Here is a 23,583-nt window from a genome sequence, read left to right on the forward strand (position 1 = left end):
CTAAATTACATAGGGCTTCGGCCTTTACGCATTGATTGACCAGATTATGTACCTTGCGATGAGTAAAGGGAAGGCTGCGTAATGTGGCAGCGAATCCGTACGAGGAATGGCGCAAGGGATTCGAAGCGGGCAACTAAATGAACCAGAAGCTATACTATATCTGGACGCCGAGTGAGCGTGGGAAGGCTGAGACCAAAGGAAATAATCCGGAGTCGGACCGAACGAGCAACGGTCTGACTCCGGATTAACGCTTCTTACCGCCGGGACCTCCTGATGAGCCGCTACCGCTCATAAATTGTGCAGAATGCAGCGAAAATATCTACGAAGGTGACGAGGCGGCGCGGACCAGCAAGGACGAATACAGTCATGACGAATGCCTGACGAAGTATTTGCGGAGGAGGTATGTATGGGAGCGCGGCGTTATTGGCGCGGGGGTGACGATTGATTGGAACTACGCGGAACACTGTTTATAGAGTCATGGAGCTTGCAGATGAGTGATCAAAATCTGCCTTCTAGCTTTATGGAAATTAACTTTTTGTTAAAAAACGTGATATAGATATCACCATGACCCATATTATTTATGCTGTTAGGGGCCGTATAGTAATAGACTTCCCTTACACCGTTTTCACTTAGATCGCTGTATGTTCGGTGTCCCTCCCCGCCTACTATATCCGTAACCTGAGTGTAGGTCATCCCGATACTCAGTTTCTCGTATTCAGACTCCGATAAGACACTATAAAAGAGCGGGTCCCAAAATTCTATACTAAAATTAATCAAAAGAAGTATCGTAACTACAATAATGAAATTAATTGTCATTTTAATTTTTCTCATATTAATATCCATCCTTCCTGAATTTCTATAGAGACAATTTTACAATCAATAATGGTTTGGTTGTAGGAAATATCTACCAGAACGATAAGGGGCGGATCATCATCAGATACGTAAAAATAGATACAGCGAAAAAGGAACGCACTCGACAACGCTTCGGGCGTCACTCCGCGACAGACACAGGATAAGTTACGCTAGATTCCAGAGGACATTATGGATCGCGGCGAGAGGATAGCGGCTGTACGCGCGCTACCGGGGTGCGTTTGAGGAACAGCAGATACCTCTTGTATTCTATAAAAAACAAAAAATTACCGCGTTTTTTACTTCGATGCTTAATAATTAGGTAATCCAGGTTATATTATATGAAGGAAGACGATTTGATCATAAGCGCAAACCGGAGTATCCCCCTGCTCTGAAGCGCATAAATACCTTGCTATGCTTTGAAAAATGTGATAAGATTTCTTTTGTTGTGAATTCGGTGGTCCGCTGCGGATGATGAAGGAAAACATGAGATTTTTCCGGAAGAGGCATGAACACCTGAGTGGAAGTGTAGTTACAGCTACTACCATCTAAATTTACGACAATGCCAATCATATCATGGGATTTCGGCATTTTTAAGAAGTGAATAAGGTAGCGTTCATATGTGAACTTGCTTATTGAAACGTGAACCACTCTCTTTTCAGACCATTACAATCTGAAGAGGGAGTGGTTTTTTTGTTGCTCAAATTTGCTATCAAGGATTTCCATGATGATGTGAAGTATCGGAACTTATCGCCAAAGACAATTAGCGGTTATCTTATGACGCTCAACGAGTTTCAAGAGTATGCATTTAATAATGAATTAGTAAATGTTGAGGATATACGCACTGGAACAATTCGGTCTTACCTGCTTTACTGTCGTGAGGAAAGAGGGAATAACCCAACAACAACTAATTCTAAGCTGCACACCTTGAAAGTATTCTTTAACTATTTGGAAAGGGAAGAAGTAATTCAATCCGCAAAACTGAACCCAATTAGAGGGATTATGTTTGCAAAAGAAGATATTCAAATTCAAACATTTAACGAAAATCACATAAAACAGATCCTTAACTACTACCGTAGAAGCAAGGACAAATATAGTTCCTTTTCAGCTTACCGAAATTACTGTATGGTAATTTTCTTCCTTGGAAGCGGAGCGAGACTTGGTGAGGCTGTTAATCTTAGGTGGAATGATGTGGACTTAGTTAATGGGGTACTTGTTCTTTATGGTAAGAAGAGGGAGCAATCCTCTATTCCAGTCACTGATAAGCTGATCAAGGAATTAGCTGAATATAAAGTATTCTGCGAGCAGCACTTTAAGGAGTCCTCTGATTATGTGTTTGTAACGGATGAAAATAAAAAGTTAGCTGTCGATACAGTAAAGACAATATTCAAGCGTTTAAAACGTGATATGAATTTTAAGGACGTACGATGCAGTCCTCACACATTCCGTCATACTTTTGCCAAAAACTACCTTATGAATGGCGGGGATGCGCTTAGCCTTCAGAAAATGCTTAGACATAAGCAGCTTGCCATGACACAGCGGTATGTAAATTTGTTTGGTACGGAGTTACGAAAATTGAATGATCAGTATAATCCTCTTCAACACATGGATATTTAAGAAAGCATCAATATTTCCGAGTTTCAAGCATCCCTATAATAAATCAAGCCCATTCCATTATCGGAGTGGGCTTTTTTTGTTTCTATGTATTTGCATATATTTACTTTAATCTTCAACCAATTTAAGCAACTTGCCTATATCTTTAATCTCTAACGCATCGGCAATCTTGGCAATCATCTCTAAGTTAATTTCATTCCTTGCATTTCTACATAATTGTGAGATGGCTGCTTGTCTGACGTTTGCTTTATCTGATAGTTCCATTTGAGTAATTCCCTTTTCTTTCATTACCTCTTTAAGTGTAATTATCACTTTCATGAATACCTCCGAATTAATATGTTGACATTATACGCTTGTGCGTTTAATATGAATTTATAACCGATAAACGCATAGGCGTATATAAAACATATCAGAATTTTAGGGAGTTGTATATATCTTCCTTAAATTACCTATGCAAAAATCAAATTTGGAGGTAATCAAAATGACTAAACTTATCAACAAAATTGTAGAATGGTGTGAAATCAGCCCGAAAGCAATCGTAATCATCGAACAATTGAATCACTTTATTAAAACGGAAGAAGATTGCATCAAGTTCATCCATGAATTTGAAGCCCGTCAATTATGGAAAGATCCGAAGAAACCGTTTAAGATGCTTCACTTGGCCGAGGAAATCGGAGCTTACCATTACCCAAGTAAATCGCTTGATGAACTACTTGCAATGGACACAAGAGCAGCGCTGGAACATCTGTTCATGGAGCCGATCAACTGGGGTAAACTGCAACGATTTAATAAATCTAAATTAAACTTTGTTGATATCTTTACTATGAAGCAGCAACAACCAAAAATGAGATATATGGAGGTGTTCATCTATGCTTAATGTCGTTGATGATATAATCTTTGCTGCTCAGGATAAAATGAAGAGACTTGTAAAAGAAGCATCAGATAGGCAAACAACACTGGAGAGGAGGCTGGAGATCAGAAAGGAACTAACACAGTTGAGGAGGATTAAAAGAAGGTTAGTGTATACCTATTGACGGAATAAAATAAAGGAGTTAAAATGAAAGTCAAACAAGGTCAAACATTTTATAAACTAATATAACCCTTGACTGTTTAGTCAAAAGGTAGTATTTTAGATTTGTATTAACTTTTTTGGGGGTGATTCAATTGAGCTATCTTGTCTATATGGTATGTTTCGTGTTTCTTATATACCATATAGCCTAAATATATAATAATGTGCTTGTCCCACTTTGTCAACGCTCAACACAAAATTAAATTAAGAGAGGAATTATTATTTTATGAATAAAGATATTACTGAGTTCAATACGCTTAACCAAGAGGAGCAAAAACAATATTATGAGATTCTTTGGTGCTGGATTCAATCGCATGATTTGACATTTGATTTGTATAAGTTTCTGAAACAAGAAGAAGCAGACAGTGTAATAGATGTTTCGAAATTCTTTGCTGACTATAAGGAATACATTAATGATGAAGCAAATGATTTTGAAGCATTTTACAACAATGAGCCAGAAGAACATCGAAAGTATAAGCAAGCGCTTGATAGATTAGAGTGCAGTAAGGATAATGTCATGCAGATTGTAAACAAAGTGGGGAATATCTATAGATTCAAAACAAAAAATGAAGATACTGAAATGATTAAGGCATTACTGCAATTGATTTGTGGGCTGATTGGTAAACCTTACCCTAAAGATAGATCAAACGTTGTTTATTTACAAAAATTATTACATTAAGAGAAACGGCAGTACATAAGCAAAATAAAACATAAAACATAACATGCAGGATCTTTACTGGCCCTGCTAAACAATAAATGAGAGAGGAATAAATAAAGGCTTGAAGATTGAAAATTTATCAGTTGGCTTTGTGGCTAAAAATTATAAGGAACTTTGTACTAAACTGAATGAAGACGTAAAGAATGGGAAATCCAAAGTTTTGCAGCTTGAAAGGTGGAAATGTTACTTTGACTACGACAAAAAGGGAAACAGTTTTATCATAACAGAGATATTTGACAATCCTAAACCTCTTCCTACTCGTGGTGGCAATAACATCACTCCTTATATTGCAGATGTAAAAGGATTGATCATCCAATTACTATTATATTCTGGAGACAATAGAGTATTGCTTCCTAAAAATAGATTGCTGGTTGCCTTGAACATGATAAATGATAACTACCGAATAGGTAAAAAGGATATCAAAGGGCTAAGTAAACAAATCAACATAAAAGAAATTGATATTTATGACTTCTATAATACTACTGATGATTTATTAGGGAGGAATGTTGAGAAGGCATTGAATGAATTACAAAATACAAGGGCAATTTATTGGAGCAAAGTATTAATGATATGCAAGAATAACGAGCTTAGGGAAGCTACAAATGAAGAGTACAATTTAATTTTAAAAGTCCAAGTAGATGTTTTAAATGAAATGGGATATACAGGATTAGTTGAGGTGTTTAAAAAGGGAGTTACCGAAACATTCACAAATAGAACTAATAAGATACTTAATCGAATAGCAGGAATTGATTACATATACGAGGCTTATAGAATTCATCTAAATGAAGATAGATTAGTAGAAGTTTCTGAAAAGATGAGTAAGGATGAAATAAAGACAAAGGGTAAGATATTGAACAATCAGATTAAGGATAGAATTAAAACAAATTCGGTTAAAAGAAAAGCACGGATATTAGAAGTGTATGATGAGTGGTTTGGCTTGCCCAATGAAAAAAAGTCATACCGTTTAGATGATAATTATCTTGAAAAGCAGTTTAAATTAGCTGATGTACTAATTGATATTGAACACCCATCAATACTTTGAACCATACAAAGTTGGCACTTCTAATTCCTATAATATAATACTAAATACTTAATAGGAGTTTAAAGTGCCAAGTTTAATATCCGTTTCGTGAATCCCAATCGCCAGTGAAGGGGGTGAATTTGCCGTAAGGCAAAGAGGGGGATGGTGCTGGCAGGTCGGATGTTTCTCGATTACTTTTATAGCACTGCGATAGCAGGGATAAAAAAGTATGAGAAAATATCCGAGTTGGTCAAAACAGCATCCCCTAAAAACTAAAAGATAAAACCTTTAAAGGCACGTCACAAAAAGCTAACGCTATTTTGTTCCGTAGTCAGCCTAACGGCTGACTTCATTAAAGATTCATCTTCAACATTAACCTATGAAGGGGGATTATTAAGATGAAAAAATTAAAATCACACTATTATAAATTAAAAGGAGAGCAATACTATATTGACAAAGCCAAATACACAGTACCGCTACAACCGTAAAGCTAAACATTTTCAAGCTACAAACCCAAATCATAAACCTTCACGCAAACTTGAGCCATACTTAAACGTTGAGAAGCAATGGATTCCAATAGATGAGATTGTTGTTCCTGATTATGTTCGTCAGCGTATTGATTCTTATTTGATGTATAGAGACAACAACCCACGTAAACATCGAGAAACAAGTAAACCGCTGTACTGGATAGAGTTAAAAGTATCATTAGATTACATAACAAGAGTATTAAAGAAATATTTTAGGTTAAAGGCTAATCAAGAACTGCAAACAGTTGATGACCGATTAGATTTGGTTGAGTTGGTATTAGATCAATCGCTTGCCGATTTGAAACTTGCCTATGGTGATACAGATGATATAAATGAGCAAGATTGCACAGTTGTTGGGGACTATTTAATTGATTACACATCAAGATACTTATATAAAGACTTCTCTGACAAATACATGAAGGTTATTGATTTGTTGGTTGATTATGTGATTGCTGCAGGTGTTAGTAGGGAGGAAAAAGCACAGCAGAACTTTGAGGATAAACACCAGAGCACTGAAGATATACTTAAAAAGGCTTACAAGGATGAAGATGATGATTTTTGTGTTGACGATCACCTAAAAATCAGGGATGAGGCAACCGAAAAATTAGCGAGGAATTACAAAATCAGAGACAAACCATTAAAAAAGTATCCGCTTGCTCCTGTGTGGTCAGATTATGAACAGTTAAAAGTTGATTATTGTGATATGACGGACGAACAAAAAGCCCAATATGACAATATGCAAGCATTGTATGCGGAAGCAAAAAAATTGCCAAGAGGAAGCCACAAACAGAAGCAGCTTAACACAATGGCAAAAGATATAAAAGATGCTTTAAGGCAGCAAACTGCATATGAGGTTGGGCAATCACCAACAAAGAAGAAGGTAGAAACAAATTTAGTCCAACTGACTAATCAGAAGATTTTTGAACATATAGATTTTACAAACCAAGCACATATATTAGCACTAATTAATCATTACTACATATTATGGCTCACATATCATAACCAACCTGGAAGCGAGTTTTACATATTATTGAAAGAGTTTAAAGAGAATGTTGAGAAAGTGAAGTTGGCAAGACGTAACCATTACGATATTTTAAACGCTTGGCTTTACAACGGATCTGATGACAAAAAGAATGCGGAATACTTACGAATGGATACAGAGAAAATGAACCGAACACTTAAAACATCTATTTCCAAGAAAGTTTCTGAATACTTTCAGAAAATGTCGGGTTTTTAAAAACTGGAATTAATATATAATATAGGGAGTAATTTCCTTATATCTAGCGTTTTTTTTCATGATTTGTATTCTCCAATCCTCTCGGACACCTCTTCATGGGGTGTCTCTTTTTCTCTCTTTTATTTCATATTTGAATTACAAAATTAAACTTAAAAGGAAGGTGTTAGAATTGTTCACAGAAGAACAGCAACAACATATTGATCAACTTATTGCTGATAAAAAAGCAACCTGGGAAGCCGAGCAATTAGCCCCTGTAATTGCTGAAAGGGATGAGTTGCTCCAGTATGCCCCTAAACAAAAGACTAACGAACAAAAAGAGATCGAACAGTTAAAAGCACAATTGCAACATCAGAAACTTGTTTCTAGTTTGGAGAAGGCGAACTTATCAGATTTCGTTGATTTTTTGGATGTTCAAGATGATGGGGAAGTCCAGGCGAAGATTGAAAAATTGAATGCAGTGCTGGAAGCCAGAAAGCTAAGTAACAACTATGTACCAGATAATCATAAACAGACAAGTAAATACGAACAAGCTGCCCAAAAGGGAGACACGGTAGGAATGTTACAAGCCAAACTAAATAAATTGTTTGGTTAATTAAAATACATAAAAAGGATGATTAATCAATGTTTCATTCAAAAAATTATCTTCATGATGAGTCGATTTCTCTTGATAAAGAGATCACAAAATTAGGAGTACAACAAACACCTCTAACTTCGCTACTGATGGGCTTGGGTAAGGTAGGTAAAATTAATGCCCCTGCCCATACATGGCGAGAGGTTACCTTGGATAGCACAGACGACATCGGAGCAGTAGAGGGTAACAAGGATATTCAGTTTTACCAATCTCAAAGAGCGCAACTATCCAACTATGCAGAAATTTTTCAAAAGGGCGTATCTGTCAGCGGTACTGTTCAAGCAATGTCGGGTAATGCTATCAACAATCAATTTGCGCAGGAAACAAATGACCGTTTACTAGAGTTAAAAATGAATCTAGAGCGCAAATTGACAGAAGGTTCTAAAAATGATGGATCAACAGCCCCCTACATCCGAAGAATGCAAGGAATTGAAAATTGGGTAGATTCGGCAAATGTTGTGACTGGCCCAGCAATTGAGGAATCAATTATTGAGGTAGTCAAAAAATTATGGGCTAATAGTGGCTCTGGTTCGTACATTGGGCTTGTAAATGCACCGATCAAATCTGAATTGGACAAACTTTATAAGGATGCATATCACTATGTAAGCCAAACAAACACCTTTGGGATCGTGGTCAATAGAATCCAGACCTCATTCGGCAACGTTGATCTCATCCTTACACCATATGCAAGTGACAATAAACTAACAGTGTTTGATGTGAATGATCTGAAAATTGAATTCCTGCGACAGCCTCAGTTCCAGCCGCTTGGAAAGCAAGGAGACGCAACAGAGGGCTTTGTTGTTGCTGAAGCTACATTGTATGTAGCAAGTCCGAAAAAGGTTGCTCAACTCGTAACACCTTAATACATAACCTTGTGAGGGTGGGTTTATCCCACTCTCTTATTTATTGAGATTATTTCAAATGTGAAGGAGGGTCAGAAGTGCATGAGGATCGGATTAAATGGAGATTGGAGAGAATCACCAAAAAACTTACCTTGACGGAAATTGCAAATCATATCAATAAATCAGTGTCCTACATATGCGGTCATGAGAATGGACGTTTGAATCTGTCCGAAGAACAATATAGCAAATACGTTAATTACATAGCTAGTCATGACAATAGATAAAATTAAAAAAGGGGAAATAGAAAATGAAAAATATCGTGTTCACACTTAAAAACGGAACTAAAACGACAGGATTAAAATTCTCAGATGAATTGGTTCAACTAACCGTTAAAGGTATCCTAGATGGTGAAGATCTAGAGTTTAAATATCATGACGGAACAGAGGTAATCATTAAAGCCGAGGACATTGCCAGTTTCGAGGTAGTGCTGTGAGTCTTTGTATAGCAACCAACTACGATAATAAATTTATCATCGCTGCTGATGGTAGAGGAGTTTACGAAGGTGAATCCGGTACATATATCAATGTGTCGGATTCGGTTCAAAAACTGTTTGTAATTGATGGTAAGGTGATATTTATACATGGAGTTGCTTCCTATAATTTGGACGTAATTAGTCAATTAAAAGAATCTGAGAACATTAATCATGAATATATTACTACTGTTTGCCGTGATGTGTTCGATACATACAGAAAAGAGAAGCCGATTAAAAGGTGGATTAAAGAATGTAAATCTGGAGCGGTAAAGAGTGCGATTCCAATTTGCTTGACTGTGTTTGAGTATGTTTCAGGTGAATTATATTTTACAGTCTTTACGCCTGAAAATAATTTTGTTCCTAACGCTCAACGATTGAAAAATGGTCAAACGTTGTATCAGGGCATCAAACAAAATGAAGCAAGGGAACTAATGAGAAGTAAAGAGTTTGGTTTGGTTTCTAGTGTTGATGGATATAGTGACAAGGTTCTAAAAGTATATAAAAGGCTTGAACAGTCCTTTATTGAAGTCGGTGGTAATGTCACTTTGATTACAATGTCTGATAAAGGGATTGAACAGGCAGAAAGAAATTATGAATTCGTTGAAGGGTCTAAAGTTAGTTTGATAGGCAAAAATGGAAAGGTAATGCTAGATGAAGAGGGACTATTACAAACCGACACTTTACAGGAAGCCGACAATGTGGATTCAACGCACCCTTTAAAACTCAAATTTTATATTGATGATGATGTGATGCGGATTGATCGGGTTAAATTGAGTTTTAGCGTAGAACGGTTTAGGGCATATAGTCGTTCTATTGCTTCCGGTGGAGGGAGTACGGTCACATCTTCCTCTGGTGGAGGAGAAGTAACCACAACAACTAGAGAAGCGATTAATTTGACATCAACAAGGCCAGAGAATATAAACGGTTCAACGCAAACCGAAGGAACATATATAGGAACAGGGGGGCATAACCACGGCATACCGCCAGGGACAGTTTTTAAAGATATAGACGGCGTACCCAGAACATGGGTAGCATCGGGAAACCATTCGCATCCAATAAGCTTGCAATCACATAGTCACAGCATTGTAATGCCCGAACATGATCACAGAGTAACAATCCCCGTTCATAGTCATTCTGTTTCAATCCCTCCCCATTCACACGGCATTGATTATGGAATTTATGAAAGTACGTATGCATCTGGAGTAAGAATTTCGGTTGATGGTGTGATTAGAGGAAGTCAGTATTATGCTGATTCAAATATCGATCTAACTCAATGGATAACCACACCAGGTTGGCATACAATCGAATTATCATCCACTCAATTGGGAAGAATTAACGCAAGTTTATATATAAAGTCATTTGTTGGATCGGGCGACTAGTGGTCGCTCTTTTTGTATTGAAAGGATGGAAGAAAAGTGAACATATATGAAGCATTACGGGGCGTTCCAGATAAGAAACGTCTCTATTTTCAATGGAAATTTAAATTGAATTTTGATCAAACAAAACAGCCGAAAAATGAATCGGAATTTTTAAAAATGGTTGGAAGTAAAACCATGAACGGATATATCGCTTGGGAAAAGTCAGAGGAATATAGAAATCTGGTTGCAATATTATTGAATACTCGATTTGATACCGACTTAGAAGAAATATATGACTCTCTTTCTGTCAAGGCAAAAGAGGGTGACGAAAAAAGTATTAAGTTACTTCTTCAAATAGGGAAAGAGATTAAAGGATTTGCGAAGGAAGCTATAAAAGGGTTGAATCAACAGGACGATGAAGAAGATGAGTTGGAAATCTAAGAAAGGAAAATGTAAATGGTTTTAACAAAGAAGCAAAAGATAGACAAGATAATTAATTCGTTTCCTCTGTTCTGTCGGAATTTCGTTAAAATTGTTAATAATGACGGGGAACTTGTACCATTTGTATTAAATGATCAACAACAGCATTTTATAGATAATGCAGATAAATACAGTCTGATACTGAAGCCAAGGCAGCTAGGGTTTACGACAGCTTCACTTGCATATTGTTTGTGGATGGCGATAACCAATCCGAATACAAACTATTTAATAGTTTCATACAAGGGTGATAGTGCAAAGGATTTGTTCGCTAAGTTAAAGAAAATGAATCAACATCTACCTAGGAATAAATACAATATATTTCCCTCAACTGTTAGAGATAACCGTGATGAACTGGTACTAAGTAACGGTAGTACCATCCGCAGCACAACCACAGGAAATAAAGACCTGGGGAGAGGCATGAATCTTATGTATGTTTTATTGTCGGAGGCTGCTTTTTATGATGATCTGAATGGAATATTGTTGTCATTAGAACCGGCACTTCAAAAGACAGAGCGAAGTAAAATAGTACTGGAATCTACAGCAAACGGATTTAATGACTTTCAATTACTTTATGATAGAGCAACAAAAGGAATTAGTAAATATAAAGCGTTCTTCTTCCCCTTCTATTCCTCCGCTTATGAAAAACAATTCGCCTATGATATCAAAGAAGCCGTGAAATGGTATAAATCCTCTAACAAAGGACAGCGACTAAGTGCAAAGGATTTAGGCAAGGAACAGAAACAATTATATGAATCGGGTTGTTCCCTTAATATGCTGATGTGGCGTGAATACATATTACAAGATAAGGATAAAAATCAATTTTATCAGGAGTATCCAGCTACAGATATACAAGCATTCATTAATACTGGTAGGTCAGTATTCGAACAAACTAAAATTGCAGATGCTATAAATTATGTACTTCCTCCACTGCCGAAAGAGGAAATTTTAAAGCATGATAATTTCCCAGATGTTTTAAAACAATACATAGGCAAGGGGTTAGAAATATATAATTTACCGAAGCCGAAACAGCGAATGTTTGCAGGTGTTGACGTTGCGTCAGGTAGTGTGAACGACTATTCTACAATGTCTGTTTTTGGTGCGGATGGTCAACAATATGCTTCATTTTATCGGAATGATATACCTGTATATAAGTTTGCTGAAATAGTCCGAGAGATTGGACTATTTTTTAATTACTCGTTTATCGTTGTCGAGCGCAATGGATTTGGTACTAGTGTATTAGAGCGATTAAGAGAAGGAGAACAGCCATATCTCAATTTATTTAAAATGCGATATTTTGACAAAGGTAAATCGAGGCTTCAACTTGGATGGAACAGCAATTCAGTTACAAAAAACAAGGCTGTGACGGATGCTAAAGAAATGTTTGAATGTCAATTAGTACAGATTAATTGCAAAGAGACGTTGAAACAAATGCAAACATTTATTGAAAAGGGAAACAAAACGGAAAATAAATCTCGATCCGATCATGATGACTTAGTCGATTCATTTATGTACGCATTGCAGGGAATAAAAGCTAATAAATACTATGTTGAGGTGGCATAATGTACGAGGAATATTGGTTTGTTGAAGAAGTCAACAAGTTTGGAAATAAGCAGCGAATAAATGAGATTTTAGATATCAAAGAGTATATAAGCGGGAAACATAGAATACTGAACAAGCCAAATTATAATTATAATGGTCAAGTCTTTGAACCGAGAAAAATTGTTCTGCAGTATGCTAAGACTATCCTTAATTTTGGTGTTGGTTATGTTATGTCTAAACCAATCACATTGACAGGAGATAAGGTTGTTACCGATGCAATTAAACGGCTTTATAAACGAGGTAAATACAATCAGATTGATTATGATATATTAGATAAAATGACCAAATACGGGTATGTTGCTGAGTATGTTTACATTGACAAGGATAAACAGATTAAATCAAAGGTACTAGATCCTGCAGATTGCCATCCAGTATATGATAATCATGGGGAATATACCTCTTTAATTGAACATTATTGTGTGGAGAATATCGATTATTATAATGTTTATTTGCCTGATAGCGTTGATAAATACACGAATGAAGGCGGAGAAGTAAGGCAAGTAGCAAGTCATAACAATCCTGGAGGCTTGCCTATCCTTTATCATAATCAGGATGAAATCGGTTATTTAGGGCGTTCAGACTTATATGATATTCTACCTTTACTCGACAATATGGAGGACCTAATAAGTAAAGCCATTGATGCATACTATCACTACATTTCAGGCATTCCTGTAGTTAAGGGGCAACAACTTAAAGGTGATGGAATACCAAAGGATATTATTGGTGGTGGAATTGTTCTTGATGATAACGCTGATTTCTTCTTTGCTCAAAATAAGTTTGATTATCAAGCGTTTGAAACATTGTATAAAACTTTGACCAGTGCTTTGCTAGATATTGCCCACGTTCCAGCGATTAGCATGAGTAAAACGGATATCTCAAATTTGAGTGAAGTTTCAATACGCCTATTGTTCCAATTGGCCGATTTGAAAGGGGCTTTAAATAGTAAGTTCTTGCGTCATGGTATTGAACAAAGGTTTGAAAAGTTCAGAACATTGCTTGCTTCAAGCGGTGTAAAGTTTACAGATGATGAATTCGATACTTTGGGAATTGTGTTCCAGTATGCGAGACCGAGCAACGATAAAGAGATCACAGATAACTTAAAAGTATTGTATGAGATTAAAGGGCTAAGCCTAGAAACATTATTAGAGTATAATCCATATGTAACAGATGTACAGGGCGAGTTGGAAAGGATTGAACAATTATCATAATGTGATTGAGTGAATAATTTATAGTAATCGTGAATGCAAAGGACTTTATATAGTTAGTATTAGTCAAAAATTTCACGCTTGTTATTATATAAATTAGTATCAGGTACTAAACCATTTATATTATATGTATAAAGGTAGCCGAATTTTTAACCTTTTCATTCGATTTTTTAGCGATTTCTTGTCTTTCTATCCTCTTCCGTCCAATTCCCCGATTCCTAGGCCTATCTGCTATATAAGATACCTTGTATACCATATAGAACCCTTTCTGATGTAGATAGTGGTCTGATTTTCAACTAATTAATGGTAATTAGGCCTATTCTGCTGCTGATTTGTACTATCTTACACTTTTTTGATAATGGAATGGCGTAGATCAGGGCTGGAGTGCAAAAAGACGATACCCCAAATTTGAAACGAGGGCCTGTAGCATGTCATTTTTCACATGAACGAAAAAAATAGAAAAAGGAAAATATACCCTCCTGACGAATGGTACATATATAACTCATTAGGAGGGCTTTCCTATGGCCTGGAATAAATCCGGTTATCATAACAATTTTGATAAGCAGCAAATGTTCTTTATCTCAAAGCAAGAAGAACAGCGTAAAAATGGAGAACGAAAACGAGATCAAGCAATCAAGGAGGAATTGGAAGCATGTAACAGGGAGTTCACTTTGATTCAGGGTTACATGAAATCAGAAGATTGGGCTTATATATTCTCTGCTCAGGATGGTAGTAATTCTCCCATTACAATGAAATTCAGAAATATCATTAGTAATGATGAGGCAGAAATTACTGTTCAACATAAGGATAATATTGATTTTGTTCGGCAGTTTATAAATGAAAAACTAAATAAAGAATAGTTCCTCTTGACCACTATCCTAATTTTTTGTCTAATCCTATGTACCTATATTGTCGGTAATGATATGATTGTGGAAAATATTAGGTGTGAGGGAATGTGAAAATGAAAAAGTATTTATTTCTCACTTTATCATCATTAGCCATTTTATCTGGATGTGGAAACGTTGCGAGTGATAAGATTAATGTTACTAAAGTAAGTGATGTTTCGATTCAAACTGAAGTAGCAAAACAAACCACTCCTGAAAAGACGAAGCTTCCGTCAGAAGTAATTGCGCTAATTACAAATGGAAAATGGGAAGAAGCTAAAGAGGCACTCGAAAATGAAGAATATAAAAATGCTGAAAATTATAATGAATTATATTCATACGTGGATGCTAGATTTGATTACATAACTGAAAAGGCAACTGGAAAAATATCGTATGAGCCTATATTGAAAAAGTTAAATATGATTAATCTTGAAGCGTATAATGGTAATTTTAAAGCTGAAATTACAGAGTTTAAGGATGCCTTTAATAAAGAAAGATTGGGTCATTATGATAAATTAACTGAACAAAGTAAGCAAAAAGGGAAAGAGGAACAGATTAGAATTGATGAAGAATTTGAAAAGAAAATTAAAAGTGGTAACTACGATGATTACTCAGAAATTGCTATTGCAACCATTATGAAGATTGATGAGGATACTGAAAGTCGAATGATTTATTATTTTGCTCAATCACAATTGTCACTTCAAGAAAATGATAAAGAAATGATGATGTACTATTTAGTTAATATACCTATGGATTATAATGGTAGGTTTTCTGATATATTCATGAAAAAGAAGCTTAGTATTCAATCAAAAGAGAAATGGGAAGAAGCGGAAGCGTATCAAAATGAACTTGACAGGGCCATAAGAATTGAGAATTCCAAACGGAATCCAGCTATTGGAATGTCTGCTGATGAGGTTAGAAAATCTAAGTGGGGAAGCCCAGAGGATATTAATAAAACAACTACAAAGTATGGAGTTCATGAGCAATGGGTTTACTCTAATTATCGTTATATCTATTTAGAAGATGGAGTAGTTACAGCCATTCAAGATTAATTCAATTAACCGCCAATCAAGGCGGTTTTTTCTTTTTCCTAAACTCATTTCCAGATTAGAAATAACTCAACGGTGCTCAACCTTTGAGAAATGAAAACTCAATCGCATTTTACGATTTAGATTAAAACTCACTAATGAAACGTCATTTAAATCAAAATAAAAGGAGCAATCAATATGAATAATCTTGAACGCCTTAAATTAGAAATCCAACAATCTGGTTTCACCGATTCCGAATTATCAATTTTCCTAGAGGAATCCAATCTATCCCCTACCGTTACATATGATACTTCATCGAATGAAAGCAAAAGGGCTATTCTTCAAACTGCATTATCCTGCTTGGAAGCCATCGCAAACAATCCGAATTACTTCAAGAACATGAAAATTGATGATATGACTGTTTCGTCATTCGCAGAATCAATCACGAACCGCATAGATCAACTTGAACGCAAACTAAGAAGCATGACAATTAATCAATCTGAAACTGGTTCTAGCACTTTTATGTTGTTCAATCGCTAAGGGGTGATATGATGATTAATTTATTCGATAATGGAACAGATGATTTTCAATTCTTGCTGGATCAAATGGGTTCAGATGTAACGATTCGTGACAACCAAGTTAGGGCGTTAATCACGAATACGAACCTTGAACAAAACTATGATGATAAGAAAATCACTTCCCTATCACCATTTAGCCGTGGTGATATTGTTGTTTATAACGGTAAAAAGTATCTAGTCATATCAGAAGTGAATGAAAAACGTTACAACAAGTTCAAAGGAATCATGAGGTTCCTTCCTCATACAATCATAGTTAATTCAGAGAGTCTATTTTATACTCTGGATTGCTATATTAATACAACAGATTTAGGTATAACTACTGGGAAGGTACTTACACTAGCAGATGGGGAGATAATTGTAAATTGTAGTAATTACTCAATGGATTCTAACCTTAAATTAGGTGCTAGGTTCTTGCTTAATGGTCAGGCGTGGAAAGTGACCGGGGTAGATGATTTTAGCCAACCTGGAATGGTTGCTTTAACTTGTGCTAAGGATTCAAGTCTTCCATCAGACGATTTAATTAATGGTATCGCTGGAGGATTAGATATTAAGGTTAAGTTCGACAATAGTAATTTTGATGTGATCGTTGGCAATACATATCAATTGACCTGGACAAGCACAAACAACGCACCAGTACGCTTTGTATCGTCTAACCCTGATGTGGCTATGGTTGATGCTAACGGGCTTATAACGGGGCTTACAGCCGGTAATGTGACGATTACAGCGCATCATGCACAGTTAGAACAGATTAAAGAAACAATTACATTGACGGTTAAAGATGTGGCTGTTTCCTATACGTTAGAGATTACCAGCAGTAGTAAACCGGGAGAAGTCACAAAAGGACGAACTAAAACATATGAAGCGATTGTTAAACAAGGTACAGATGTTGTAAGCGAACCAGTAACATGGAAAATTACAGCCGATAGCCAGACAGGTGCAACAACCTTTGCAAAAATAACAAGTCAAACGGGAACATCATGTGTTGTGTCTGGTGATGCTCTTGGATACGTACAATTAAAAGCAACTTTGGTTAGTGATACGACAGTATTTGCTTGGCAACGAATACAGGTTAAATCAGCAATATAATGAATAAATTAATGCTAATACGTTTATATTTATAATAGGTAACTTGAACACTATCTTTTAATTTCTTATGAACCCTTTACTCTTGATAATGAACCCCCTATAATTTTTATTAGTGGAATGAAAAGTTAGTGGTCATTTCCTTCTTAAAATGAAGAAATTTATCTCACTTTGCATAGCTCTGAAGCGCATAAATACCTTGCTATGCTTTGAAAAATGTGATAAGATTTCTTTTGTTGTGAATTCGGTGGTCCGCTGCGGATGATGAAGGAAAACATGAGATTTTTCCGGAAGAGGCATGAACACCTGAGTGGAAGGAGGGAGTCATAGATGAATATCGTTCAAGCGATTACGCAAGAACAACTTCGCAAAGATCTTCCGAGCTTTCGTCCTGGTGACACTTTAAAAGTGTTCGTAAAGGTTATCGAGGGAACTCGTGAACGTATCCAGTTGTTTGAAGGTGTTGTTATTAAGCGTCGCGGCGGAGGAATCAGCGAAACTTTTACAGTTCGTAAAATTTCGAATGGTGTAGGTGTGGAAAGAACTTTCCCGCTTCATTCCCCGAAACTCGATAAAATCGAAGTGGCTCGCCGTGGTAAAGTGCGTCGTGCGAAGCTGTACTATCTTCGTGAACTTCGCGGTAAAGCAGCGAGAATTAAAGAAGTACGTCGTTAATTCATTAACGATCAGGGGGGGCTTGGTTGAACAAGCCCCTTTACTATTTTTAAAAACAGTGATACGTTACATATTCCTTAACAAAGAGAGGTCAGGATCCATGGAGCATCAAGTTCAATCCGAGCAATCGGTCCCGTCGGACTCCCCGCAGGACCCGCCCAAGAAAGAAAAGAGCGAGGCGCTTGAGTGGTTGAAAGCTATTGTCATCGCCGTCGTACTGGTCCTCCTGATTCGCTGGCTTTTCTTTGCACCGTTTATCGTTGACGGTCCATCGATGCAGCCGAATTTCCATACCGGAGAAAGAATTATCGTGAACAAGATTATCTATGATATTCGTGGTCCGAAGCATGGGGAAGTCGTCGTATTCCATGTGCCTTCCGAAGGACGTGATTTTATCAAGCGGGTGATCGGGGTTCCCGGGGATGAGGTTAAAGTTGAAGGGGATACGGTTACAGTCAACGGTCAAGTGATTCAAGAAACATATATTCAAGACGTTCTGAATGAGAAACATAACAATAATGAACTATACAATATTGAAGCCAATTTCCCGAATGAACAAGTGCCGGAAGGTACTGTGCCGGAAGGATTTGTTTTCGTACTCGGGGACAATCGTTCCAATAGTACGGACAGCCGAAGAATCGGATATGTGCCTTACGGGGATATCATTGGGCGAGCCGATCTCGTCTTTTGGCCTCTGAAAGATATTGAGTTTATAAAACATTAAAAGACATCCGGTTGGGGTGCCTAATCGGGAGCTAGAGGTGAAAGAGCATGACAATTCAATGGTTTCCCGGACATATGACCAAGGCGCGGCGTCAGATTCAGGAAAAGCTGAAGCTGATTGACGTGGTAATTGAGCTGGTGGATGCACGACTTCCTTTATCCAGCAGAAATCCGATGATCGATGAAATTTTGCAAGGAAAACCTCGCTTGATCGTACTGAATAAATCGGATCTTGCCGATCCTTCGGTAACAAGACAGTGGATTGATTATTTTAAGCAAGAAGGTCATGTGGCCATCCAAGCAGATGCATCAAGTGGGCAAGGGATTAAGGAAATCCCGCAAATGGCCAAGGAACTCATGAAGGAAAAGATAGAGAGACAACTGGCGAAAGGGATTAATCCCCGAGCGGTTCGTGCATTAATTGTCGGGATTCCAAATGTCGGAAAGTCTACGCTGATCAACCGCTTGGCCGGACGCAACATAGCCGCTACAGGCGACCGTCCCGGTGTAACCAAAGGTCAACAGTGGATTAAAGTGGGAACAGAGATGGAACTGCTGGATACTCCCGGAATTCTGTGGCCGAAGTTTGAAGATCAGAATGTCGGTTACCGGCTGGCGCTTACGGGCGCGATCCGCGAGGAAATTTTGAATGTAGAAGACATCGCCTTTTTTGGCGTTAAATATTTGGTGAAATATTACTGGGAGCCGTTCAAGGAACGGTTCGATTTGAAGGATCAGCCTCAGGATTTTGAGAATCCGGATGAGATCGTAGCCGTTATGGAGGCGATTGGACGCAAGCGGGGCTGTATCGTCAGTGGCGGACGCGTAGATCTCGAGAAAGCTTCGGGAATTCTGCTCCGCGAGCTTCGGGCCGGAAAACTGGGCAGATACACTTTGGAAGCACCTTATTGATTTGAACGACATGTCTTCCAATTGATGGGAAGAACGACAAGTGATTCAAAACGAGCAGGCGTAAAATCCATATGGGTTTTACGCCTTTTTTACGCTGAAAATGGATATTTCTGCAGCTTGCTTCTCTCAAAATGGGGGCTGCTTACCGATATTAATAATATATAGTAATGTATCATCTCAGATAGCTTCCAAATCATTACCAAAACCAGATGGTTGGCGGCCCGGATGAACTTGATAAAAACGACCAAGATAAGTAAGCTTGTACTTAGGTTCGGGATTTGAAGGAGGAACTATGAGTGATTTGTTAATGTACGAAAAAGAGTACTGGCAGTCCTATCCCCATATTGCGGGCATTGATGAAGTGGGACGAGGATGCCTGTTTGGCGATGTAGTGGCTGCTGCCGTTATTTTGCCGCAAGGATTAATACTCGAGGATGTAAATGACTCCAAGAAACTGAGTGCAAAGAAGCGCGATCATTTATATGACATTATAATGGAACACGCGGTTGCGGTGGGCATAGGCTTTTCCGATGCGGATACAATAGATCGAATTAACATCAAACAGGCTACGCGTCTCGCTATGAAGCAGGCGGTGGAGCAGTTGGCCGTTGTGCCGGATTATTTGCTGATTGATGCGGAAAAGGTGGATACGCAAATTCCGCAGCTTTCGGTGATCAAGGGCGACGCTACGAGTCAGTCCATTGCGGCTGCTTCGATTGTCGCTAAAGTTACGCGGGATCGGCTTTGCCAGGGAGAATGGGATGCACGTTATCCGGAGTACGGGATTGGGATACATAAAGGATATGCCACGAAGCTGCACCGCGAGCAAATCCAAGCGTTAGGGCCTACCCCCATGCATCGTAAAAGCTTTATGCGCAATTTGTTTGTAGAGGAACAAACTCTATTTTAAGTGCGAGTTTAAAAAGTCAGGTTTTCATGACCGAGTAGGTTGGATGAAGATAGGGACTGAGTAGCGGAGCGTACATGAGGTACGTGAGCAACGGAAGGCCATGCTGAATTCAAGATTCGACGTCGAATCCGCTTCATGATCTGCTTCGTCGTGGAAAGATGACTTTTTGAACAACCTCTTTAAAAATACCCGCCTAGCAAGGCGGGTTTTCCATATGAATCAAGGGCGGATGGGAGAGAAATTATGAATATCGGACCATTGCTACGCAGTGTGTTGGGAGATGCCAAACCCGGGACGCCGAAGACGCTGGAATTGAAGCCGGGCCAGGTGGTCAGGGGCACGGTATTGAGCGTATCGGAGGACGGTCAGGAGGCAGTGATACAAGTTCAAGGCGTCAAACTGCATGCGGCTCTCGAAACGCCGCTGCAAGAAGGCCAAACGACTTTGCTGCAGGTTCAGCCTCAGAACGAGGACGGCTTAATGAAGCTTAAGCCGGTTCAGTTACCGGCATCGGGAACTTTATCTGCGGCTTCGTTAGCAAGCGCTTTGGAAGCTTTGGGAATGGACGATACTCCCGGAAACCGGGAAATGCTCCAATTGATGCAGAATAACGGAATCCCTCTGACCAAAGAGAATGTTAAGCAGCTATTGAGTTTAAATGCCCAGAGACCGGCTTCGCTGCCAACGTCTGAATGGTTCCACGCGATAGGAATTGCAATGAACCGGGGATTGCCGCTTACGGGTGAAACCGTTAAGGGATTACATCAGGCGGTATTTGGTCCGCCGTTGCATAGTTTGGTGTCTGCTTTGGAGGAGCAATTGGGAAGCTGGCTTCAGATGCAGGAGGGGCCGGAAAATTCCGTACTTACCGCAGGAAAGGCACAGAATGGCGAGAATGCAGCTGGACAAAGCGGAACCGGGATTTCTGGAGGGGCGGCTGTCGCTTTGGGAGGCGCCGAAAGATCGGCAATGTTAAATAAAGCAGGTGCAGGAGCGCCTCTCTCCTCCTTAAGTGATATTCAGGAAGGTGTGCCATCACCGGGGGCGGGTGCAAATGCGACGGCAACTTCTCAGGCTGGTGCTGGACAAGCGGCAATTCAGCAAACGGGGTCGATGAGCGATCAATTGCTTATAAAGCTGCAAAAAGTGCTTGCCGAGCTGAAAGGGGCTGTGCTGCTGGAAGGCACGGCAAATGGGGAGCCGGCGCCGGCCGGTGCGGGAACGGCCGGGCAGCTTGCCGCCAGCGGCCGGGAGGCGCTGGCAAAGGGTGCAACTGCCGCGGCTGAGCCGGCGGCAGCCGCATTGCCGGGCGAAGGGCCCGCAGGGCCTTCGCCACAGGCACGCCCCGCCCTCACGGCTGAGCCGTGGGTGGGGCGCGTGCTGAAGCTGCTCGGTGCGGAGCACGAGCAGCAAGTGCTGCGCGCGGGCGCCTCCGGCGAACCCGCGCAACCTGCGCCTGCCGCAGGCACGGCGCAGCAGCAGGCCGCCGCCAGCGGCGGCGGCGCGCCGCAGGCAGCGCAGCATGCGCAGGCGCCCGGCACAGCCGCGCCCGTGCCCGCGGCGGGCGGCGCATTGCCGGGCGGCGTCGCTGCTGAAGCCGCGCCGGTGACGCAGCCGCTGCCACGCGGCGAAGCTGCGGGCGCAGCAGCGCCAGGCGGACACGGCGGCCAGCCGGCAGGGCCCGCCGTCGCAGGGGACAAGGCCGCTGCGCAGGCAGCCTTGTCTTCAGCGGCGCTGGCGGATGCCCCAGCGCCGGAAACCGGTGCCGCGGCAAGCAATTCCGCCCGCGACACGCTAAAGAGCCTGCTGCTGCAGGTTGCCGCAGCGGATGATCTGCCTGCGCCGCTCCAGGAGGCGGCCCGGCAGATCGTTCAGCAGCTGACGGGCCAGCAGCTGCTGTTGACTACGGACCGGACCACGCCATTCGCGCAAGTCACGATGTTCCTGCCGTTTATCGGTCCGGACGGGGAGCAGACCGCGTCGGTCCATATCGAGTCCCGGCGCGGTCGCAAAGGCGAATTGGACGCCTCCAACTGCCGCCTCTGGTTTGACCTGCAAATGAAAGCGTTAGGTCAGATCATGGTCGACGTGCAAGTTGCGGATAAAAAAGTGCTGTTGAAAATTTTCAGCGAGCAAGAAGCTACGGGCGTGTTCTTGGAATCCAGACAGCCGGAAATTGAAAGCGCCTTGGAGTCTGCCGGATACCGGCTGTTATCCCTGAAAGCCGAGCCGCTGATTCCCGCGGAAGCAGGGGAGAGTACGGGCCAGGAGCTGGGGCAATCGCAGTCCTATGCGCCAAGCCCCTATAAAGGGGTGGATTACCGGGTATGAGCAAGAAAGAGAATGAAGTATCTGTCAGTTACAAAAAGGCGGTAGCCTTAAAATATGATCCTATGCAAAATGAAGCGCCGGTGGTGACTGCCAAAGGGAGCGGGCTTTTGGCGGAGAGAATTCTGGAATTGGCACATGAAAATGCGATACCGGTCCAAGAAGACGCCGCACTTGTCGAAGTCCTTTCGAAATTGGATCTGGACCGCCAGATTCCCCCGGAGCTATATACCCTGGTTGCCGAGATATTAAGCTTTATATACCGTTCCGATAAACTTGCGGAAAGAGGGATGAAGCGTGAGTGAGCGTAAAGCCCATAATTCCCATAATCCCCATAAAGCAAATTTATCTGGTGCAGGTAATACAGGCGAATTTACGAAACGTCCCGCAGATCGTCGAAAAGCTCTCGGGCAGCGCGCTGAACAGCTAGCGGCCGAACACCTGGCAGGATTAGGCTACATCATTCAAGAAAGGAATTGGAGATGCCGTACCGGCGAACTGGATCTCATTGCATGGCAGGGTGATATTCTTGTTATTGTGGAGGTGCGCAGCAGAAGCAGTCGTACCAACGGCTTCGGTACGCCTGCCGAATCGGTTACTCCGCGCAAAATCAAACAAGTTCGAGATACGGCGGCTGTTTATTTGCACCATAACTCGAAGAGCAATGCCCCTATTCGCTTTGACATGATCGGTATAGTGTTAACGCCCGATGGAGAAGCAGAGTCTTTGAATCATGTAATCGCCGCATTTTAAGAATAATTTGTGAGTGCTTAGGGGGTT

The 23,583-nt window shown here is 40.2% G+C and carries 26 protein-coding genes; 24 read left to right on the forward strand and 2 right to left on the reverse strand.

Going from position 1 to position 23,583, the window contains the following annotated elements; translation table 11 throughout:
• Positions 1 to 498 precede the first annotated feature (498 nt).
• Positions 499 to 843 carry a hypothetical protein gene (locus KJS57_RS26850; protein ID WP_505870500.1) on the reverse strand — a complete coding sequence of 115 codons (345 nt, stop codon included), beginning with the start codon at positions 841 to 843 and terminating at the stop codon, positions 499 to 501.
• 690 nt (positions 844 to 1,533) lie between these two features.
• On the opposite strand from KJS57_RS26850, the gene KJS57_RS06055 reads away from it, so the two are divergent.
• Positions 1,534 to 2,466: a tyrosine-type recombinase/integrase gene (locus KJS57_RS06055; RefSeq protein ID WP_244861422.1), complete on the forward strand. Its 933-nt coding sequence runs from the start codon at positions 1,534 to 1,536 to the stop codon at positions 2,464 to 2,466.
• Positions 2,467 to 2,571: 105 nt separating this feature from the next.
• Here the strand turns inward: KJS57_RS06055 and KJS57_RS06060 are convergent, their stop codons facing one another.
• On the reverse strand, positions 2,572 to 2,781 hold the full coding sequence (locus KJS57_RS06060; RefSeq protein ID WP_213654104.1) for a helix-turn-helix domain-containing protein: 210 nt from the start codon (positions 2,779 to 2,781) through the stop codon (positions 2,572 to 2,574).
• Between the two features lie 163 nt (positions 2,782 to 2,944).
• Here KJS57_RS06060 and KJS57_RS06065 point away from each other — a divergent pair, with 163 nt between their 5' ends.
• The 23 genes from KJS57_RS06065 to KJS57_RS06175 all read left to right on the forward strand — a co-directional run bounded on the left by KJS57_RS06065 (position 2,945) and on the right by KJS57_RS06175 (position 23,556).
• Positions 2,945 to 3,340 (forward strand): hypothetical protein, encoded by a 396-nt coding sequence (locus KJS57_RS06065; protein WP_213654105.1) that lies wholly within the window; start codon positions 2,945 to 2,947, stop codon positions 3,338 to 3,340.
• On the forward strand, positions 3,333 to 3,497 hold the full coding sequence (locus tag KJS57_RS06070; RefSeq protein WP_213654106.1) for a hypothetical protein: 165 nt from the start codon (positions 3,333 to 3,335) through the stop codon (positions 3,495 to 3,497). The genes KJS57_RS06065 and KJS57_RS06070 overlap by 8 nt, the downstream gene beginning before the upstream one ends.
• Positions 3,498 to 3,758: 261 nt before the next feature.
• Entirely contained in the window at positions 3,759 to 4,211 is a 453-nt protein-coding gene (locus KJS57_RS06075; protein ID WP_213654107.1) for a hypothetical protein, read from the forward strand.
• 100 nt (positions 4,212 to 4,311) lie between these two features.
• The gene (locus tag KJS57_RS06080) at positions 4,312 to 5,292 is read left to right on the forward strand and encodes a hypothetical protein (RefSeq protein WP_213654108.1); all 981 of its coding nucleotides are present in this window, start codon (positions 4,312 to 4,314) and stop codon (positions 5,290 to 5,292) included.
• A 429-nt stretch (positions 5,293 to 5,721) separates the two neighbouring features.
• On the forward strand, positions 5,722 to 7,035 hold the full coding sequence (locus KJS57_RS06085) for a hypothetical protein (RefSeq protein ID WP_213654109.1): 1,314 nt from the start codon (positions 5,722 to 5,724) through the stop codon (positions 7,033 to 7,035).
• Positions 7,036 to 7,204: 169 nt separating this feature from the next.
• Positions 7,205 to 7,627 carry a hypothetical protein gene (locus tag KJS57_RS06090; RefSeq protein WP_213654110.1) on the forward strand — a complete coding sequence of 141 codons (423 nt, stop codon included), beginning with the start codon at positions 7,205 to 7,207 and terminating at the stop codon, positions 7,625 to 7,627.
• Between the two features lie 29 nt (positions 7,628 to 7,656).
• A complete protein-coding gene (locus KJS57_RS06095) occupies positions 7,657 to 8,529 on the forward strand; it encodes an SU10 major capsid protein (RefSeq protein ID WP_213654111.1) in 873 nt (290 codons plus the stop codon).
• A gap of 286 nt (positions 8,530 to 8,815) precedes the next feature.
• A complete protein-coding gene (locus KJS57_RS06100; RefSeq protein WP_213654112.1) occupies positions 8,816 to 9,001 on the forward strand; it encodes a hypothetical protein in 186 nt (61 codons plus the stop codon).
• Positions 8,998 to 10,419, forward strand: coding sequence for a hypothetical protein (locus KJS57_RS06105; protein WP_213654113.1), 1,422 nt, complete (start codon positions 8,998 to 9,000; stop codon positions 10,417 to 10,419). Before KJS57_RS06100 ends, KJS57_RS06105 begins: the two co-directional genes overlap by 4 nt.
• A gap of 36 nt (positions 10,420 to 10,455) precedes the next feature.
• Positions 10,456 to 10,839, forward strand: coding sequence for a hypothetical protein (locus KJS57_RS06110; RefSeq protein WP_213654114.1), 384 nt, complete (start codon positions 10,456 to 10,458; stop codon positions 10,837 to 10,839).
• Between the two features lie 15 nt (positions 10,840 to 10,854).
• Positions 10,855 to 12,438: a phage terminase large subunit family protein gene (locus KJS57_RS06115; protein WP_244861423.1), complete on the forward strand. Its 1,584-nt coding sequence runs from the start codon at positions 10,855 to 10,857 to the stop codon at positions 12,436 to 12,438.
• Complete coding sequence (locus KJS57_RS06120) at positions 12,438 to 13,685, forward strand: phage portal protein (RefSeq protein ID WP_213654115.1); 1,248 nt, start codon at positions 12,438 to 12,440, stop codon at positions 13,683 to 13,685. The genes KJS57_RS06115 and KJS57_RS06120 overlap by 1 nt, the downstream gene beginning before the upstream one ends.
• Before the next feature lie 518 nt (positions 13,686 to 14,203).
• On the forward strand, positions 14,204 to 14,542 hold the full coding sequence (locus KJS57_RS06125) for a hypothetical protein (protein ID WP_213654116.1): 339 nt from the start codon (positions 14,204 to 14,206) through the stop codon (positions 14,540 to 14,542).
• A 95-nt stretch (positions 14,543 to 14,637) separates the two neighbouring features.
• Positions 14,638 to 15,618, forward strand: a complete 981-nt coding sequence (locus KJS57_RS06130; protein WP_213654117.1) for a hypothetical protein — start codon at positions 14,638 to 14,640, stop codon at positions 15,616 to 15,618.
• Positions 15,619 to 15,792: 174 nt separating this feature from the next.
• Positions 15,793 to 16,134 (forward strand): hypothetical protein, encoded by a 342-nt coding sequence (locus tag KJS57_RS06135; RefSeq protein WP_213654118.1) that lies wholly within the window; start codon positions 15,793 to 15,795, stop codon positions 16,132 to 16,134.
• Between the two features lie 11 nt (positions 16,135 to 16,145).
• Positions 16,146 to 17,258, forward strand: a complete 1,113-nt coding sequence (locus KJS57_RS06140) for an Ig-like domain-containing protein (RefSeq protein ID WP_213654119.1) — start codon at positions 16,146 to 16,148, stop codon at positions 17,256 to 17,258.
• 327 nt (positions 17,259 to 17,585) lie between these two features.
• Entirely contained in the window at positions 17,586 to 17,930 is a 345-nt protein-coding gene (rplS, locus tag KJS57_RS06145) for a 50S ribosomal protein L19 (protein WP_211021330.1), read from the forward strand.
• A 100-nt stretch (positions 17,931 to 18,030) separates the two neighbouring features.
• Complete coding sequence (lepB, locus tag KJS57_RS06150; protein ID WP_213654120.1) at positions 18,031 to 18,654, forward strand: signal peptidase I; 624 nt, start codon at positions 18,031 to 18,033, stop codon at positions 18,652 to 18,654.
• 47 nt (positions 18,655 to 18,701) lie between these two features.
• On the forward strand, positions 18,702 to 19,565 hold the full coding sequence (gene ylqF, locus KJS57_RS06155; protein ID WP_211021332.1) for a ribosome biogenesis GTPase YlqF: 864 nt from the start codon (positions 18,702 to 18,704) through the stop codon (positions 19,563 to 19,565).
• A 292-nt stretch (positions 19,566 to 19,857) separates the two neighbouring features.
• Positions 19,858 to 20,475, forward strand: a complete 618-nt coding sequence (gene rnhB / locus KJS57_RS06160) for a ribonuclease HII (protein WP_213654121.1) — start codon at positions 19,858 to 19,860, stop codon at positions 20,473 to 20,475.
• Positions 20,476 to 20,718: 243 nt separating this feature from the next.
• Positions 20,719 to 22,806, forward strand: a complete 2,088-nt coding sequence (locus KJS57_RS06165) for a TP0910 N-terminal domain-containing protein (RefSeq protein ID WP_213654122.1) — start codon at positions 20,719 to 20,721, stop codon at positions 22,804 to 22,806.
• Positions 22,803 to 23,108, forward strand: coding sequence for an EscU/YscU/HrcU family type III secretion system export apparatus switch protein (locus KJS57_RS06170; protein ID WP_211021335.1), 306 nt, complete (start codon positions 22,803 to 22,805; stop codon positions 23,106 to 23,108). The genes KJS57_RS06165 and KJS57_RS06170 overlap by 4 nt, the downstream gene beginning before the upstream one ends.
• Positions 23,101 to 23,556 (forward strand): YraN family protein, encoded by a 456-nt coding sequence (locus KJS57_RS06175; RefSeq protein WP_213654123.1) that lies wholly within the window; start codon positions 23,101 to 23,103, stop codon positions 23,554 to 23,556. The genes KJS57_RS06170 and KJS57_RS06175 overlap by 8 nt, the downstream gene beginning before the upstream one ends.
• Positions 23,557 to 23,583 lie beyond the last annotated feature (27 nt).

Origin of the sequence: Paenibacillus vini, assembly GCF_018403325.1 — a bacterium.
GTDB classification, from domain to species: Bacteria; Bacillota; Bacilli; order Paenibacillales; family Paenibacillaceae; genus Fontibacillus; species Fontibacillus vini.